Origin of the sequence: Zobellia roscoffensis (assembly GCF_015330165.1) — a bacterium.
In the GTDB taxonomy this organism is placed as follows: Bacteria; Bacteroidota; Bacteroidia; order Flavobacteriales; family Flavobacteriaceae; genus Zobellia; species Zobellia roscoffensis.
Genome location: NZ_JADDXT010000002.1, coordinates 1,600,795 through 1,619,257 on the forward strand (window position 1 = coordinate 1,600,795; position 18,463 = coordinate 1,619,257).

The 18,463-nt window shown below is 37.7% G+C and carries 13 protein-coding genes; 11 read left to right on the top strand and 2 right to left on the bottom strand.

Annotated elements, in window-relative coordinates; genetic code table 11:
• Positions 1–15: 15 nt before the first annotated feature.
• The 4 genes from purN (at position 16) to IWC72_RS06835 (ending at position 4,292) form a co-directional block, all read left to right on the top strand.
• Positions 16–585 (top strand): phosphoribosylglycinamide formyltransferase, encoded by a 570-nt coding sequence (gene purN, locus IWC72_RS06820; RefSeq protein WP_194525431.1) that lies wholly within the window; start codon positions 16–18, stop codon positions 583–585.
• Positions 585–1,220 (top strand): ribonuclease H1 domain-containing protein, encoded by a 636-nt coding sequence (locus IWC72_RS06825; RefSeq protein WP_194525432.1) that lies wholly within the window; start codon positions 585–587, stop codon positions 1,218–1,220. Before purN ends, IWC72_RS06825 begins: the two co-directional genes overlap by 1 nt.
• A 201-nt stretch (positions 1,221–1,421) precedes the next feature.
• Entirely contained in the window at positions 1,422–2,348 is a 927-nt protein-coding gene (locus IWC72_RS06830) for a PfkB family carbohydrate kinase (RefSeq protein ID WP_194525433.1), read from the top strand.
• A gap of 45 nt (positions 2,349–2,393) precedes the next feature.
• The gene (locus IWC72_RS06835) at positions 2,394–4,292 is read left to right on the top strand and encodes an amidophosphoribosyltransferase (protein WP_194525434.1); all 1,899 of its coding nucleotides are present in this window, start codon (positions 2,394–2,396) and stop codon (positions 4,290–4,292) included.
• A gap of 965 nt (positions 4,293–5,257) precedes the next feature.
• Here the strand turns inward: IWC72_RS06835 and IWC72_RS06840 are convergent.
• Entirely contained in the window at positions 5,258–5,866 is a 609-nt protein-coding gene (locus IWC72_RS06840) for a superoxide dismutase (protein WP_194525435.1), read from the bottom strand.
• A gap of 119 nt (positions 5,867–5,985) precedes the next feature.
• On the opposite strand from IWC72_RS06840, the gene IWC72_RS06845 reads away from it, so the two are divergent.
• The 4 genes from IWC72_RS06845 to IWC72_RS06860 all read left to right on the top strand — a co-directional run bounded on the left by IWC72_RS06845 (position 5,986) and on the right by IWC72_RS06860 (position 14,576).
• Complete coding sequence (locus IWC72_RS06845; protein WP_194529268.1) at positions 5,986–9,093, top strand: UvrD-helicase domain-containing protein; 3,108 nt, start codon at positions 5,986–5,988, stop codon at positions 9,091–9,093.
• 4 nt (positions 9,094–9,097) lie between these two features.
• Positions 9,098–10,291: a glycine C-acetyltransferase gene (gene kbl, locus IWC72_RS06850; RefSeq protein ID WP_194529269.1), complete on the top strand. Its 1,194-nt coding sequence runs from the start codon at positions 9,098–9,100 to the stop codon at positions 10,289–10,291.
• Between the two features lie 113 nt (positions 10,292–10,404).
• Positions 10,405–11,763 carry an OmpA family protein gene (locus IWC72_RS06855; protein WP_194525438.1) on the top strand — a complete coding sequence of 453 codons (1,359 nt, stop codon included), beginning with the start codon at positions 10,405–10,407 and terminating at the stop codon, positions 11,761–11,763.
• Positions 11,764–11,825: 62 nt separating this feature from the next.
• Positions 11,826–14,576: a PD-(D/E)XK nuclease family protein gene (locus IWC72_RS06860; protein ID WP_194529270.1), complete on the top strand. Its 2,751-nt coding sequence runs from the start codon at positions 11,826–11,828 to the stop codon at positions 14,574–14,576.
• A gap of 18 nt (positions 14,577–14,594) precedes the next feature.
• Here IWC72_RS06860 and IWC72_RS06865 read toward each other — a convergent pair whose 3' ends face one another.
• Entirely contained in the window at positions 14,595–15,305 is a 711-nt protein-coding gene (locus tag IWC72_RS06865; RefSeq protein ID WP_194525440.1) for an SDR family oxidoreductase, read from the bottom strand.
• A gap of 306 nt (positions 15,306–15,611) precedes the next feature.
• Here IWC72_RS06865 and uxaC point away from each other — a divergent pair, with 306 nt between their 5' ends.
• The 3 genes from uxaC to IWC72_RS06880 are packed head-to-tail and all read left to right on the top strand — an operon-like array spanning position 15,612 to position 18,462.
• Positions 15,612–17,009, top strand: coding sequence for a glucuronate isomerase (uxaC, locus tag IWC72_RS06870; RefSeq protein ID WP_194529271.1), 1,398 nt, complete (start codon positions 15,612–15,614; stop codon positions 17,007–17,009).
• A gap of 12 nt (positions 17,010–17,021) precedes the next feature.
• Complete coding sequence (locus IWC72_RS06875; protein WP_194529272.1) at positions 17,022–18,002, top strand: TRAP transporter substrate-binding protein; 981 nt, start codon at positions 17,022–17,024, stop codon at positions 18,000–18,002.
• Between the two features lies 1 nt (position 18,003).
• On the top strand, positions 18,004–18,462 hold the full coding sequence (locus tag IWC72_RS06880) for a TRAP transporter small permease (protein WP_194525443.1): 459 nt from the start codon (positions 18,004–18,006) through the stop codon (positions 18,460–18,462).
• The last annotated feature ends 1 nt before the right edge of the window (position 18,463 follow it).

Sequence of the window (18,463 nt, forward strand, 5' to 3'; positions counted from 1 at the left end):
AACGTTAAATGCCACATGAAAAACATTGTATTATTCGCTTCCGGTTCAGGATCTAATGTTGAAAATATTGTTCAGTACTTTCAAGAAAATCCTCAGGTTAATATTTCTGCGGTATTATCTAATAAAACCCAAGCTAAAGTTTTGGATAGGTGTAATAGATTGAAAATTAATGGATTATACTTTAATAAAAATGCTTTCTACGAGACAGATTGCGTGTTGGATATTCTAAAATCTTTAAAACCGGACCTTATAGTGTTGGCAGGTTTTCTTTGGAAAGTACCTGAGAATTTAGTTGCGAATTTTCCTGATAAAATTGTAAATATTCACCCAGCATTATTGCCAAAATATGGAGGCAAGGGTATGTATGGTAATAATGTTCACGAGGCCGTAAGAGCTAATAATGAGACCGAAACGGGTATCACTATTCATTATATTAATGAGAATTATGACGAAGGTGCAGTAATTCGGCAGGTAAAAACGGCAATTTCTGCAGAAGACACTTCAGATGATATAGCAAATAAGGTGCATGCACTTGAATACGAATACTATCCAAAGGTAATTGCACAATTATTAGGGGTAGAATAATGGCTAAAAAAGGAAAGTTTTATACGGTTTGGAAAGGCAAGAGACCCGGTATTTATGATTCTTGGTCAGCTTGTAAAGCTGCTATTACCGGGTATAAAGGTGCTCAATATAAATCTTTTGAGACTTTTGATCTGGCTAAAAAGGCCTTTAATGGTAATTATGATGATTTTAAAGGAAAGAAAAAAGGAAAGCCGGTATTAACGGCTGAACAAATACAAAGGTTTGGTACGCCAAACTACAATTCTATTTCTGTAGATGCCGCTTCTAGTGGTAATCCTGGAATTATGGAATACCAAGGTGTGGATACAAAAACAGGTAAAAAACTTTTTAGACAAGGGCCATTTGCTCAAGGAACCAATAATATTGGTGAGTTTTTGGCTATTGTACATGGGCTTGCCTTTTTGAAAAATAATAAAAGTGACAGAGTAATCTATACGGATTCCCGTACAGCAATGAGTTGGGTTCGTAAAAAAAACTGTAATACTAAACTTCAGGAGACCGCTAAGAATAAAGAAGTTTTTGATTTGATCAGAAGGGCTTTGGCCTGGTTAAAGAACAATTCTTATAGTACTCCTATTGTTAAATGGGAAACAAAGGTGTGGGGAGAAATTCCAGCAGATTTTGGTCGTAAGTAATGTTAAACAGGCCCAGCGCGTTTTCTTATAATTATTTTCAGCCCATATCCCTTTGGGTATAACACATTGCTTTTCAGAAAACTGTTTTATAAGAGTCTAAAAATTTTAGAAAGGTAATATTCCTAGGCCTTTTTTGTAGGGGTATATTTGCATGTAATAGCGTTACAAAAGCGTATATTTGCAGCTTAAACTTAAAATTGCATGGGTAAACTTCTAATCGTAGGCACTGTTGCCTTTGACGAAATTGAAACTCCTTTCGGTAAAACCGATAAGATTTTGGGTGGTGCAGCTACTTTTATTGGTTTAGCGGCCTCTCAATATAATGTAGAATCAGGAATCGTTTCTATTGTTGGCGAAGACCTTCCACAAGCGTATTTAGATATTCTAGAAGATAAGAATATTGACCTTAGTTCTTTGGAGGTTGTAAAAGGAGGAAAAACTTTCTATTGGAAAGGAAAGTATCATAATGACCTTAATTCAAGAGACACCTTAGTAACAGAACTCAATACACTTGCAGATTTCAATCCTCAAGTATCCGAAGGTTTTAAAGATGCAGATGTGGTAATGCTAGGTAATCTGCACCCAAGTACACAGTTGAGTGTTATTAATCAGATGAAAAAACGACCAAAGCTAATAGTATTAGATACTATGAATTTTTGGATGGATAATGCTTTGCCTGAGTTAACGGAGGTTATAAAACATATTGATGTTCTTACTATTAATGATGAAGAAGCTAGACAGTTAACCAATGAGTATTCATTGGTAAAGGCGGCGAAAGCTATTCAGGAAATGGGCCCTAAGTATTTGGTGATAAAGAAAGGTGAGCATGGAGCGCTTTTATTTCATGGAGAGAAAATCTTTTTCGCACCTGCTTTACCGTTAGAAGAGGTTTTTGATCCAACAGGAGCTGGGGATACATTTGCAGGGGGATTTTCAGGTTATTTAGCGGCTACTAATGACCTTTCGTTCAACAACATGAAGAACGCAGTTATACATGGTTCTAATTTAGCATCGTTCTGTGTAGAACGGTTTGGAACCGAGCGTATGCAAAACTTAAAAAAGGAAGAGGTCACCAAGAGATTGCATCAATTTAAAGCCTTGACCCAGTTTGACATAGAATTACAATAATGACACGCCCCTATATTAGGGGCTTTTTTAATACCTAGATTTATAATGAGTGACGCGATCAAACATGAATGTGGTATTTCGGTAATACGGTTGTTGAAACCGTTGGAGTATTACAAAGAGAAGTACGGTACAGCCTTTTACGGGGTAAACAAAATGTACTTAATGATGGAAAAGCAGCACAATCGCGGTCAAGACGGTGCGGGCTTTGCAAGTATTAAACTAGATGTGGCTCCCGGAGAGCGTTATATGAGTAGGGTGCGGTCAATTGCCCAACAGCCTATACAGGATATTTTTGCTCAGATTAATGATCGCATCAACACCACGTTACAACAACACCCGGAGTATGTAGATGATGTTGCTGCACAGAAAAAGAACATTCCTTATATAGGGGAAGTACTTTTAGGTCACGTGCGGTACGGTACTTTTGGTAAGAATAGTATTGAGAGTGTTCATCCTTTTTTAAGGCAGAACAACTGGATGCACCGTAACATTATTGTAGCAGGTAACTTTAACATGACTAATGTTCATGAGCTTTTCGATAATTTAATTCAAATAGGGCAGCATCCCAAAGAAATGGCGGATACGGTAACCGTAATGGAGAAAATAGGTCATTTTTTAGATGACGCCGTTGCTAAACTGTATAAGCAGATTAAGAAAGAAGGGTATACTAAACAAGAAGCGTCGCCTATTATAGCTGATCGTCTTAAAGTGCATAAAATATTAAGAAGAGCTGCTAAAAACTGGGATGGCGGTTACGCTATGGCAGGTCTTTTAGGTCACGGAGATGCCTTTGTTCTTAGGGATCCTGCAGGTATTAGACCTACGTATTACTATCAAGATGATGAGGTCGTTGTAGTAGCTTCTGAAAGACCAGCTATACAAACTGTTTTTAATGTGCCTTACGAAGAGGTAAAAGAATTAAATCCAGGTAGCGCCATCATTATTAAAAAAGATGGAACGTCTTCTATAAATCAAATTTTAGAGCCCGTAGAGCGAAAAGCATGCTCTTTTGAACGTATTTATTTTTCTAGGGGAAGTGATAAGGAAATTTATCAAGAACGAAAGATGCTGGGTAGACTTCTTTTTCCGCAGATACTTAAGTCTATAGATCATGACATAAAGAACACCGTCTTCTCCTATATCCCAAATACGGCAGAAACATCTTTCTTTGGAATGGTGAAGGAGGCACAAAATTATTTGAACAAAAGAAAAGAAGAGCAAATACTTTCAATTGGTTCAAAAATCACCAGTGAAGAGCTTCATGAAATTTTAGAGGTTAGACCACGAATTGAGAAAGTGGCCATAAAAGATGCCAAGCTACGTACTTTTATTACGCAAGATAGTAGCCGAGATGATTTGGTAGCTCACGTTTACGATATTTCCTATGGTTCTGTAAAGAAGGGAGATAACCTAGTTATTATTGATGACAGTATTGTTAGGGGTACTACATTGAAGAAAAGTATACTTCGAATTTTAGACCGTTTATCCCCGAAAAAAATAATAGTTGTATCATCTGCACCACAAATTAGATACCCTGATTGTTATGGTATAGATATGGCCAAATTGGAAGACTTTATTGCTTTTAGAGCAGCCTTGGCTTTGCATGAAGAACGTTTAACAATGAATGTTGTCGATGATATTTATGACAAGTGTTTAGAGCAGGTAAATAATAAGGATAAAGATGTAATCAACTACGTAAGGGAATTCTATGCGCCTTTTACTCCTGAAGAGATTTCAGCTAAAATAGGCGAATTGCTTAGTCCGGAAGAAATTAAGGCAGAGGTAGAGATTATTTACCAAAGCGTAGAGGCACTTCATGAAGCTTGCCCTAAGAATTTAGGAGATTGGTATTTTACAGGACATTACCCAACTCCGGGTGGTAACCGAGTGGTAAATAAGGCCTTTATCAATTTTTATGAAGGCAAGAATGAACGCGCGTATTAATTAAGATTATCGATGAAATGCATAAAAAAGGTATTTCATCGATAATATCCGCTATTGAGCGTTTTTTTAATCGCTTGGGCGAAGGTGAGATTAAATTTGGTCTTGCCATAGCATAAGTAGGTTAAGTTCATGGTAAGATTTGGGGCAAAAAGGTGGAGTTTACTCCACCTTTTTATTTTTAAATACTTTTAGAAGTATTCTTTCCTTTTTATCACGTTCCATAAAATATAGGTTTCTTTCTATTGTGATTTTTTGATGTTCCCCCTGTTTTCATATGTATTCTCTAAACTAGAACCCTTTAACCGATTTTTGTACGGTTTGGCAAAGATGTTTTAGTAAGGTTTAAAGCCGCTGTATATTTGGAGGACCATAGCATAAGTAGGTTAAGTTCATGGTAAGATTTGGGGAAAAAGGCGGAGTTTAACTCCGCCTTTTTATTTGTCATAATTTCTCCTCCAATCCGTTTCTTCAGGACCTATAGCTCTAAATATTTTCAATATTCATTTCATAATTTAAGAAAGACGCTATACGGGTCTAAATTGTATTTCAACTAGAGTTTTGTTCGTTTGTCCAAAACCTTTTTTTAAAGAGCCATGTTACTCTACTTTTGGAGGACCATAGCATAAGTAGGTTAAGTTCATGGTAAGATTTGGGGAAAAAAGGTGGAGCTATGCTCCGCCTTTTTTATTGGCAAAATCCTCGTAAACATGAGGGTTTAGGGCATGTTTCACTGTTTTTATCAGCAATTCAATTAAAAAAAAACCCCAAATATTTCTTTTTTATTTCCCACAATACCAGTATTTTAGTGTCGCCATAGCATAAGTAGGTTAAGTTTATGGTAAGATTTGGGACGAAAAGGGTGGAGATTTCTCCGCCCTTTTCTATTTTAAAAAGACATAAAAAAAGCCCGCTCAGAAGCATTTTCTGAGCGGGCTTTTTTAATTTATTTAGAACTATAAAGAGCCTTATTTATTGGCAGCATATAGTTCAGATACTTTATCCCAGTTAATTACATTAAAAAATGCATTAATATAATCAGGTCTCTTGTTTTGATAGTTTAGGTAGTATGCATGTTCCCAAACATCAAGACCTAAAATAGGAAAACCTTCGCAACCTGTTTCTGGCATTAAAGGGTTATCTTGGTTAGGTGTAGAACAAACTTCTACTTTGCCTCCTTTGTGAACGCAAAGCCACGCCCAACCAGAACCAAAACGAGTACCGGCAGCACCGCTAAATTTCTCTTTAAATGCTTCAAAAGAACCAAAGGCACTGTCTATTGCAGTAGCAAGTTCGCCAGATGGGGTTCCTCCTCCATTAGGAGACATAACTTCCCAAAAAAGAGAGTGGTTGTAAAAACCGCCTCCATTGTTTCTAACAGCACCGTTAGACATGTCTAAGTTCTCTAATATATCTTCAATAGATTTGCCTTCCAAAGAAGTACCTTCAATAGCACCATTTAATTTGGTTGTATAACCATTATGGTGTTTTGTGTGGTGAATTTCCATTGTTCTGGCATCAATATGTGGTTCCAATGCATCGTATGCATATGGTAATTTTGGTAGTTCAAAAGCCATTTTCTGTGTGTTTTTAGATTAAAACTTAGTGAAGTCAAATTTACAGTTTTTAACATACAAATTCACTAAATAATTTGTTAAGAACCTTTTTAGAATTAGTATTTTGCGTAAAAAAGCACTTGCAACACAGCACTTTTAAAATATATAACGCTTCTGCGGGCTCTGGAAAGACACACACTTTAACGAAAGAATACCTTAAAATAGTTCTTTCATCAAGCAATCGTTTCAGTAAAATTTTGGCTATTACGTTCACCAATAAAGCGGTAAACGAAATGAAGCACCGTATCCTAGAAAGCCTTGCTAAGTTTGGTAAAGTTGATGACGAAGCCACTGCACCTCCACTTTTTTTAGATTTAAAGAAAGAGCTTGGAGTAGATGCCACCACATTGCGTCAGCGCTCTAAACAGACTTTAAAGGAGATTCTGCATAACTATGCTTTTTTTGATATTTCTACAATTGATAAGTTTACCCATAGACTTATCAGGACTTTTGCAAAGGACCTGAAATTGCCACAAAATTTTGAAGTGGTTTTAGATACTGATTTGTTATTAGATGAGGCGGTTGCTAAATTGGTGCACAAAGCGGGCACAGACAAACAACTTACTCAAGTATTGTTAGAGTTTGCCCTTGAGAAAATTGATGATGATAAAAGCTGGGATATTGCCTATGATCTAGGTAATATAGGCAAGCTGCTTTTTAGGGAAAACCACGCAGATCACTTGCAAAATCTAAAGGATAAGAATATAGAGGATTTTGTAGAGTTAAAGAAAACCGTGCGTTCTCGAATAAAGGCTACTCAGGAAAGCCTTGTTGGATTCGCAAGTTTGGCACTGCAAGTAATGGACCAAAATGGATTGGAATTTTCTGATTTTAAAGGAAAGTACTTTCCAAAATTCATGGAAAATATTGCGGCAGAAAATCTAAAAATAGATTTTAATGCGGCTTGGAAACAGAACTTTGACGAAGCCGTCTTATATAATAAATCTACTGCAGATGCTACAAAGACAACTTTAGACGAGTTGCATCCACAATTTTCTGAAATCTTCAATAAGATAAAACATGCATTTTACGAGCTTTCCTTTTTAAAGAATGCATATTCAAATTTAGTTCCGCTAACCGTTCTGAACGCAATACAAAAGGAGGTCAAAAATCTGCAGAATGAACGTGATCAGCTTTCTATTGCAGAGTTCAATACCATCATATCTAAAGAAATAAAAAACCAGCCAGCACCTTTTATATATGAGCGTTTAGGTGAAAAGTATCGCCATTATTTTGTGGATGAGTTTCAGGATACATCTACACTACAGTGGAATAACTTAATACCGCTTATTGGGCATGCTTTGGAGGGGGAAGATTTGCAAGGTAATAGAGGGTCTCTTTTTTTAGTGGGCGATGCCAAACAAGCTATTTATCGTTGGCGAGGTGGTCGTGCGGAGCAATTTTTAGATTTGGTAAATGAATCTGAGAGTCCGTTTGCAATTCCTGCTCAAACTGAATCTTTGCCAACCAACTGGCGTAGCTATGATGAGGTCATTAAGTTCAATAATGACTTCTTTACTGCTACTAGTCCTTTTTTGAACAATGCTATGTATAATAATATGTTTGTAGAGGGCAATAGGCAAGGATATAATTCAAAACAAGGAGGAACCGTACAGCTCAACTTTATTGAAAAAGATGAAGAAAAAAGTAGGGATGAGCAGTACTGTACGGAAGTATTGAACACTATACAAACTGTAATTGAAAAGGATTACGGCTATGAAGACATTTGTATTTTGGTTAGGGGAAATAGGCAGGGAGTTTTATTAGCTGATTTTCTTACACAACAGGAAATTCCAACCATTTCATCTGAAAGTTTATTGTTGAACAGTAGTGATAAGGTTCGGTTTCTGGCAAATCTTATGGCATACATTGGTAATCCTACTAATTTACAGATAGCCTATGAGTTGCTAACTTATCTTTCTAAGGACGGGGAGAATAGACATCAATATATATTTGAGAACTTAAAAAATGTAGAACATCTTTTATTAAAGGAATATCAACTAGACGTTGAGGAGCTAAAACAACTATCCGTTTACGATGGTATGGAAAGAGCTATTCGTCAATGTAATTTGGTTGAAGGTTCAGATGCCTATGTTACTTTTTTTATGGATTTTGTGCTTGAAACGGAACAGAAAGAAGGTACGGGAATTCAGGCGTTCTTGAACCTCTGGGATAAGAAAAAGGGCAAACTGAGTATTTCCGCTCCTGATAATATAGATGCCGTACGAATTATGACCGTTCATAAGTCTAAAGGCCTTGAATTTTCAATTGTCATTTTTCCTTTTGCCAATGAACATATCTATAAAAGGATGGATAAAAAAATGTGGCTTCCTCTAAATGCCGATGCGTTTAACGGATTTGAAGAAATTCTAATTACAGAAAAAAAGGAAGTAGAGAATTATGGGGGGGAAGCGGCTCAAGTTTATTCTGAAGAGGAGCATAAAATGGAATTGGATGCGCTTAACCTATTATATGTAGCCTTAACAAGGGCGGAGAAGGCGCTTTATATTATATCGGAAAAAGACCTGGCCAGAGGGCAACATAAAACCGATTATTATTCGGGCCTGTTCATTGAGTACCTAAAAGGAAAGAGTCTATGGTCCGATGATGATTTGGTCTATAGTTTTGGAGAACTGGAAAAAGCACCTGCCCCTCATCAAACAAAAGAGCAACAGGATATAGATTATAGTTTTACGCATAAAGACAGGTCAAGCTTTAAAATCCTAACCCGATCAGGCATGTTGTGGGATACGGAACGTGAAGCAGCAATTTCTAAAGGAAACCTTATACATTATATATTAGGTTATATAGAAACACAAGAAGATATTGAGCCTGCTTTGCAAAAAGCTATACAGCAAGGGGAGATAGAAAGCCAGGAAATAGATGAGGTGAGGGATAAGTTGCTGCGGATTGTAAATCACCCTACACTCCAAATCTATTATAAGGATAGCGATGTCATTAAGAACGAAAAGGATATTATTACCGCAGATGGGAAGATATTGCGTCCGGACAGAATAGTGTTTAAAGAAAAGAATGCAACCCTTATCGATTATAAAACAGGCAAGACCAACCCTAAATATAAGGAGCAACTCTATTCCTATGCAGATGCATTAGCAGATATGGGGTATGTTGTAGAGAATAAAATCATTGTTTACATTAACGAAGAAGTAACACCAGAATTCATATAACTATATGTACGGAAAAATAAAAGAGCACTTAGAAAAAGAACTTGCAAGCATAAAAGAGGACGGCCTCTATAAAAGTGAACGAATTATAACATCACCGCAAGGGGCAGAAATTAAAATTTCCACAGGAGAAGAGGTAATCAACTTCTGTGCTAATAACTATTTGGGTCTTTCGTCACACCCAGAAGTTATACAAGCAGCAAAAGATACTTTAGATAGCCATGGTTTTGGTATGTCATCGGTACGTTTTATTTGCGGTACGCAAGACATTCACAAGGAACTCGAAAAGAAAATTGCGAATTTCTACGGAACTGAAGATACCATATTATATGCTGCCGCCTTTGATGCCAATGGTGGAGTTTTTGAACCATTGCTAACTTCGGAGGATGCAATAATATCGGATTCGCTCAATCATGCATCTATTATTGATGGGGTTAGATTGTGTAAGGCGAAGCGCTATAGATATGCAAATAGCGATATGGCCGACTTAGAAAAGCAATTGAAACAAGCCAATGAAGACCAAGCCCGTTTTAAGATAATTGTTACCGATGGCGTTTTCTCTATGGATGGTCTTGTGGCACCTTTAGATAAAATTTGCGACTTGGCAGATAAATATGATGCTATGGTTATGATAGATGAATGTCATGCCACAGGTTTTATAGGTCCTACAGGAATAGGTACGCTTGAGGAAAAAGACGTAATGGGCCGTATAGACATTATAACCGGCACTTTGGGCAAAGCGCTGGGAGGTGCTATGGGTGGCTATACCACCGGAAAAAAAGAAATCATAGAAATTTTGCGTCAACGTTCTAGACCTTATTTGTTTTCCAATTCTTTGGCTCCGGCTATTGTAGGGGCGTCTATAAAGGTTTTTGAGCTGTTGGCAAATGATACATCATTGCGTGATAAAGTACAAGAAAACGCAACCTATTTTAAAGCCGAAATGAAGAAAGCCGGGTTTGATATTATTGATGGAGACTCGGCTATTGTGCCCGTAATGCTGTATGACGCTAAATTGGCGCAAGAAATGGCAAGTAAATTATTGAAAAAAGGAATTTATGTTATAGGATTTTTCTTTCCAGTGGTACCAAAAGGTAAGGCAAGAATACGGGTTCAGTTATCTGCTGCCCATGAAATCAAGCATTTAGACCGAGCAATCAATGCTTTCATCGAAGTTGGAAAGGACTTAAAAATCGTTTAAATGCATTATTTACGGCATTAAGTGCGTTAAAAAAAATAAGAAATTGATTTTGTTAATAATATTTAACAACTTACATTTGCAGCTAATAAACACTTAAACTTAAAATTTTGAACATGAAACATCTTAGCAAATTATTGGTTGTTGTTGTCCTTATTGTAGGCATCAATAACGTACAAGCGCAAGACGAGAATAATCCATGGCAAGTGCAATTCGGAGTTAATGCCATAGATGTGTACCCGACAAGCGATGACAATTTCCCGACTCAGACTAGTTCTTTCGGTAATGAGCTTTTCAACGCATCTGACCACTGGAATATTCTTCCTTCTATCTCTTATGTTGGTGTGTCTAGATCTGTAGGTGACGGTCTTTCTGTTGGCGTTAGAGGATCTTTGAACAAAATCAGCAAATTAGGAGATATAGGTGTAGATGATCTTTCGCACTACGCTTTAGATGGTACAATTAAATATAACTTCCTTGACCAAAAAGTAGTTGACCCCTTCGTTGAAGTAGGTGGTGGTTACACTTGGGTTGATGAAATTGGTGCTGGTACTGTAAATGGTGGTGTTGGTGTAAACTTCTGGTTTACAGAAAACATTGGTCTTACTGTACAGACTACTTACAAGCACGCTTTTGAAGATTACGGTCGTAAGCACTGGCAACATTTAGCAGGTATCTCTGTTAAGTTTGGTGGTACTGATACTGACGGTGATGGTGTATATGACAAAGATGATGCTTGTCCAGAAGTTGCTGGTTTAGAAGCTTTCAACGGTTGTCCTGATGCTGACGGTGACGGAATCGAAGACAGCAAAGATGCTTGTCCTAACGAAGCTGGTTCTAAAGAAATGAACGGTTGTCCTGATGCTGACGGTGACGGAGTTGCTGATAAAGATGATAAATGTCCTAACGAAGCTGGATTGGCTAACCTAGCAGGTTGTCCTGATGCTGACGGTGACGGAGTTGCTGATGGTGACGATGAGTGTCCTAATGAAGCAGGTCCTGCTGAGAACAAAGGATGCCCATGGCCTGATACTGATGGTGACGGTGTATTGGACAAAGATGATAAATGTCCAGAGGTTGCAGGTACTGTAGCTAACGCTGGTTGTCCTGAAGTAACTGAAGAAGTTCAAAAACAATTGAACGACTACGCTAGAACTATCTTGTTTGATACAGGTAAGTCTTCTATCAAAGCTGAGTCTACTTCTGTAATGGTTGACATCATCACTATCTTAAAAGAATATCCTAATGCTAAATTTACAGTAGAAGGTCACACAGATAGCGTTGGTAGCCAGAAATTGAACCAAAGCCTTTCTGAGTCAAGAGCACTTTCTGTAAAAGAGTTCTTAGTAGAAAAAGGTATTGAAGAATTCAGATTGTCTGCTATCGGTTACGGTGAAGACAAGCCAATCGCATCTAACAACACAAGAAGCGGTAGAAAAGAAAACAGAAGAGTTGAGATTAACTTGGTAAAGTAATTCTCTCCACTAAATAAGTTTAAAAGCCCTGACATTTGTCAGGGCTTTTTTTATTTTTGACTATGCAGAGTTTTCTAGAAGAAGTAGTCAAAGAAGTTTGGGAAAAACATAGTTCCCATGAGCATATTGTTTTTGTGCTTCCCAGTAAGCGGGCAGGAACTTTCCTGAAAAATGCTATAGCAAAATCTGCTGACAATACTTTTTTTGCTCCTGAGATATATAGTATAGAAACTTTCATTGAACAGATTTCAGGTCTATCGTACGCAAGTAATACGCAGCAACTCTTTGTTCTCTACAATACTTATCTAAAAGAGACTTCTCAAGAGAAAGACAACTTTTATAGCTTTTCCAATTGGGCGCAAACGCTTTTACAAGATTTTAATGAGATAGATAGGTACTTGGTGGACGCCAAAAAGCTATTTTCTAATCTTGCGGCTATTCAGGAATTGACCCATTGGTCCCTTCAGAAGGAGAAGACGAAAATGATGGAAGATTACCTTCGTTTTTGGAATAACCTGGAGTCATTATATAACAATTTTAATTCCGCGTTGTTAAATGTAGGTCTTGGACATCAGGGGCTAGTATATAGAACGGCACACACCCAGCTAGAAAATTACTTGCAGGACAACCCAGATAAACTCTTTGTTTTTATAGGCTTTAATGCACTGAATACAGCCGAAACAAAAATTATACAACATATTCTTGATCATGCTGATTCTGATATTTATTGGGATATAGATTCCTATTTCTTAGAGGATAAGATTCATGACGCAGGTTTTTTTCTAAGGCAACATCTTAAATCTTGGTCCTATTTAAGGGAGAATGCGCTTAAAGGTGTCAGCTCTCATTATTTAGGAGATAAGAAAATAAACGTTGTAGGGTTACCCAAAAACGTGTCCCAAGCAAAGTATACGGCTCATTTATTAGAGCGTATTCATGGAGAGAAGGCTTCCGATTTAAAACGTACAGCCGTTGTTTTGGGAGATGAGTCTTTATTAAATCCTATTTTAAATTCTATTCCGGAGTGTATAGAAAGAGTTAACATAACCATGGGATATCCTTTAAATAAAATTCCCTTGGCCAGTTTGTTCGACCAGTTCTTGAATTTGTATATCAACAGAAATGAACAAGGATGGTTTCATCAAAATATACTATCGTTTTTAGCACACCCGTACATTCATATTCTTTTAGGGAATGACAGTGAAGATACGGAGGCTATTGATGAGGTTATAAAAAATAAGAATTGGGTATATATTACTGCAGAGCAAATCAAACAGGTAGAAAAGGGAGAAGCATTAGCTTCTTCATTGCTATTTCATAAAAAAACACCTTCACCGAAGGAAATTTTACAGCACTGTTTACATATTATCACTGCCTTAAGGAGCAAACTTGATGACGCCAAGGATGCTTTGTCTTTTGAATACCTCTATCGGTACTTCAATTTATTCAACCAGTTATTGGATTTAGTCGAGAAATATGATTTTATAACAGACCTTAAATCGTTATTGGGCCTTTATCGTGAGTTGCTATCTTCGGAAACCTTAGATTTTCAAGGGGAACCTTTGGAAGGTTTACAGGTTATGGGGATGCTAGAAAGTCGTAATCTGGACTTTGAAACGGTTATTATTACTTCCGTAAATGAAGGAATCCTACCATCTGGAAAATCGAACAATTCTTTTATTCCGTTCGATTTAAAAATACAATTGGGGCTTCCTACTTTTAAGGAAAAAGATGCGGTCTATACCTATCACTTTTACAGGTTGCTGCAGCGCGCTAAAAATGTATATATTCTTTACAATACAGAACCGGATGTATTGGAAGGAGGGGAACGTAGTAGGCTTATAAACCAGCTGCTAACGGATGAGAATAGGAATTCTAGTATTACAGAAAGTGTAGCATCGCCATCTATAGATCCAAAACGCTATATTTTAGAATCCATAGAAAAAGATGATAGTTTATTAGAGCTCATCAAAGCCCATGCATTACGGGGTTTTTCACCAACATCCCTCAGTAATTACGTGCGTAACCCTATAGATTTTTACAAAAGAAACCTATTAGGCATTGATGAAGTTCTAGAAGTTGAGGAAACCATAGCGGCCAATACTTTTGGAACTATTGTGCATGATACCCTGGAAGATTTATACGAGCCTTTTGTGGGACATATTTTAACGGAGGAGAAACTTGTAGAAGCAAAATCTCAGGTTGCCGGACTGGTGCAAAAACACTTTGCTAAAACGTATTTGGATGGTGATATATCTAGGGGGAAAAACCTGATTGCCTTTAATGTTGTGCTTCGTTATATTGAAAATTTCATCAACTTAGAAATAGTCGATGTCAAGAAACACCAAATAAGAATAATTGGTCTAGAAGCGAACTTAAAAGTGTCCTTAAATGTCCCGTCTGTTGATTTTCCTGTTAATTTAAAAGGAAAGCTAGATAGAATTGATGAAGTAGATGGCACGTTACGAATAATAGATTACAAAACCGGAAGCGTAGAGCGAAACCAGTTGGAGATTGTAGACGGTGTATCCATTACCTCGGATTACAAATTCAGCAAAGCTTTCCAGCTCCTTTGCTATGCTACTATGTATGCTTCCGAGCATCCGGAAGATATTATGGAAGCGGGTATCATATGTTTTAAAAAATTAAGTTCTGGAGTGTTAAAATTCGCTACAAAGGACAAAGCGGGCAATGGAGCCAAAAAAGAAACAAAAATAGGGAAAGAAACCCTTTCCCTATTCTATACTGAGCTCAGTGCCCTCATTTCCGAAATATGTGATTTAAACACGCCTTTTGAAGAAAAGGAAGTGTAATACAATTCGTGTTTAAACTTATTTTTTATCCGGTCTTGTGGGGCGCACCTCAATTTTGCTGGGCAATGTACGCGGATTCATTTTTAATAAATCCAAAACAAGTTCGCCAATATCTTCCGGCTGAATTTTCCAAGCATCTTTTTCGTCCGGCTCATTACCGGCAAAATGCGTGGCAACAGAACCAGGCATAATGGTTGATACTTTTATATCATACTTGCGTAAATCTAGCATGGCCGCCTGTGTAAAACCTACGACACCAAATTTAGTGGCATTGTATCCCGCTCCGGAAGCAAAAAAGTTAGTGCCCGCCAAACTAGCTAAGGTTATGTAGTATCCCTTAGACTTCTTAAGTGCTTCTACCGATGCTTTTAGAGTATGAAACACACCATTTAGGTTTGTATCTATCATCTTGTGCCAAGCATCATCTTCTAGCTCGTCTACAGGAGCAAAATAGCCCACTCCCGCATTCGCTAAAACCACATCCAATTGCCCCCATTTATCCAAAATCTTTTGAACAGCTGCTTTTTCGTCACCATGTTTTGAAACATCCGATGCCAATGCAAGAACGCGATCCTCCGAACCTAGTTGTTTGGCGGCTTCTTCAACGGTAGAGAGTGTTCTTCCGCTTACGGCTACTCTAGCCCCTGCTTCCAATAATGTTACGGCTACACCATACCCTATACCTTTTGAGCCTCCTGTTATATAGACTACCTTATTTTTTAAATCCATAATGTTCATTTTTTTATAAAAATAAATGTCTTTAAAGCGGAAAGAAAGTTGAGAGCGTTATTCTTTTCTTAAATAAGAAAGTGGTCCGTTTTAAAATGTGGATAAAATCATGCTGATGATACTATTTATGCAATTTTAACAGGCTAAATTGTTAATATTTGCATTGATGCTAATGCCTGAGTGTTGATTCTGTATTTTTTCTTGTCTATGCCAGAATAGAAACCTATTTTAGAGGTTTAAGGTCATCCAACAAAATTAGAGAAAGTTGTCCTTTCAAATAAATGACCAATTCAAAAACGATACAAAGTGACTAAATTTTTAGACGACAATTTCTTACTGGAAAGTAAGCAGGCACAATCGCTCTATCACGACTATGCCGTTAAAATGCCAATAATTGATTATCACAATCACCTGCCACCAAAAGACTTAGCGGAGAATAAGGTTTTTGGCAATATCACCAATGCTTGGATAGATGGTGATCATTACAAATGGAGGGCAATGAGAACTCTCGGGGTCAATGAAAAGTACCTTACCGGTAATGCTTCCGATAGGGAGAAATTTGCTAAATGGGGCGAAACGGTGCCTCACACCATGCGAAACCCATTGTATCATTGGACGCATTTGGAGCTTTCTAGATACTTTGGTATTACGGATACACTTAGTAGTAAAAATGCGTCTTCAGTTTATGATGCTACTACGGAAATGCTACAATCCCAAGAGTTTACTTCTAGAGGGCTTATTCGTAAAATGAATGTAGATGTACTCTGCACAACAGAAGACCCAACAGATACATTAGAATACCATCAGCAGCTGGCCAAAAGCGACTTTAAAACTAAAGTTAGTACGGCTTTTAGACCGGACAAAGCTATTCTAATTGGTAGTGAGACCTATAATGATTATATAGACAGTCTTGAAAAAGTGTCGGATACGGAAATTACTACGTATGATAGACTTTGCGATGCTTTACGGAAACGTATTGAGTATTTTAATTCTAATGGTTGTTTCGTGTGCGACCACGGATTGTCTCATCTTTACGCTGAGGACTTTACGGAGACAGAAGTAAAATCAATTTTTAAGAAAAGAAGGGAGGGAGAGCAGGTTAGTGCAAAGGAAGCTGCAAAGTTTCAAAGTGCTATTTTGCTGTATCTTTCAGAAACTTATCATGAGTTCGGTTGGGTTCAGCAGTTTCATTTGGGAGCCCTTAGAAATAACAATACAAGGATGTTATCCGAACTTGGCCCTGATACGGGTTGGGATTCCATAGGCGATTATACGCAAGCGGAAAGTTTATCGAAATTTCTTGATACACTGGATAGCAAGGATAAACTTACCAAAACAATACTTTATAATTTAAACCCTCGTGACAATGCCTTAATGGCAACTATGGCGGGTAATTTTAATGACGGTAGTGTAAAGGGAAAAGTACAGTGGGGTTCCGGTTGGTGGTTCTTAGATCAAAAAGATGGTATGATCGATCAGATCAATACGCTTTCCAATATGGGATTGATAAGTTGTTTTGTGGGAATGCTCACAGATTCAAGAAGTTTTCTGTCCTTCCCGAGACACGAGTATTTCCGTCGTATTTTATGTAATCTTTTCGGTAACGAGATGGCTAAAGGAGAATTGCCTAATGATATGGAATGGATAGGTAAAATGGTCCAAAATATCTGCTACAATAACGCTAAAGAGTACTTTGACCTCTAATTTGATTATCATATGAAATTGAATCTAAAATTTGTTTTTTTCGCCATGGGGATACTTTTGTTCTCCGGCTGTGGTGAGTTAGGCGGTAATCGTACTATTCGTTTGGCTCATGGGCTAGATGTAAACCACTCGGTTCATAAGGCCATGGTGAAAATGGGGGAAGACCTAAAAGAGCTTTCCGGTGGAAAAATGGTATTGGAAATCTATCCCAACCAACAATTAGGAACGGAACGTCAGTGTTTGGAATTGCTCCAAATCGGAAGCTTAGATATGACCAAAGTGTCCGTAGGAACCCTTGAAAACTTTGCACCGAAAATGAAGGTGCTGGGCCTGCCGTTTCTCTTCAGGGATAGACAACATTCTTTTGATGTTTTAGATGGCCCAATTGGGCAAGAACTGTTGAACGATGGTGAGCAATATTGGCTTAAAGGTTTAGGGTATTATGATGCGGGAAGCCGTAGTTTCTATACTAAAGACCGTCCCATTAACAATCCTGATGATTTAGCAGGACTGAAAATCCGGGTTATGGAAAGTGTAACCGCCATGGATATGGTTAAGGATTTAGGAGGTTCTCCAACACCAATTTCTTGGGGGGAACTGTATACTGCCTTACAGCAAGGTGTGGTTGATGGTGCTGAGAATAACCCGCCTAGCTTCTATCTTTCCAGACATTACGAGGTTTGCAAATTCTATACGCTAGATGAGCACACGGTTTTGCCAGATGTATTATTGGCCGGAACCCATTTATGGGAAAGTTTATCCCAAGAAGAACAGAGTTGGTTAAAGAAAGCTGTAGATGGCTCCATAGGTTACCAGCGTAAATTATGGGCAGAATCCGAAGATGAAGCTCTGGCCGAAGTTGAAAAGGCAGGAGTGGAAATCATTAGACCGGATAAAACCCTCTTTTCTGACAAAATAAAAGATTCGTTTGATAAGTATAAGGAAGACGAGGTCATCTACAAATTGATTCAAGAAATACAAGCAACCAAATAATATGGAATTAAGGAAAAACATTGATAAGGTCCTGGCCTATTTTCTCGTTACAATAATGGGGATTATGGTCTTAAACGTACTATGGCAGGTGTTCAGTAGGTTTTTATTGGGCTCACCAAGCTCTTTTACAGATGAGTTGGCAAGATATCTTATGATTTGGATCGGTATTCTGGGAGCGGCATACGTCTCCGGAAAAAACCTTCATGTAGCTATAGATGTATTACCCAAAAGATTTAGTGAACGCACTCAAAAAAAGTTACAATTGGTAGTGCATTGGTTGGTGATTTTGTTCAGCCTTGGAGCTTTGGTCATAGGTGGTTCTCGTCTAGTTTATATTACCCATGTGCTAGACCAGCATTCACCTGCTTTGCAAGTGCCATTATCCGTGGTGTACCTTGTAATTCCAATAAGTGGCATTCTTATAATCTATTATAAAATATCTGACCTTCTTAACGATTAAA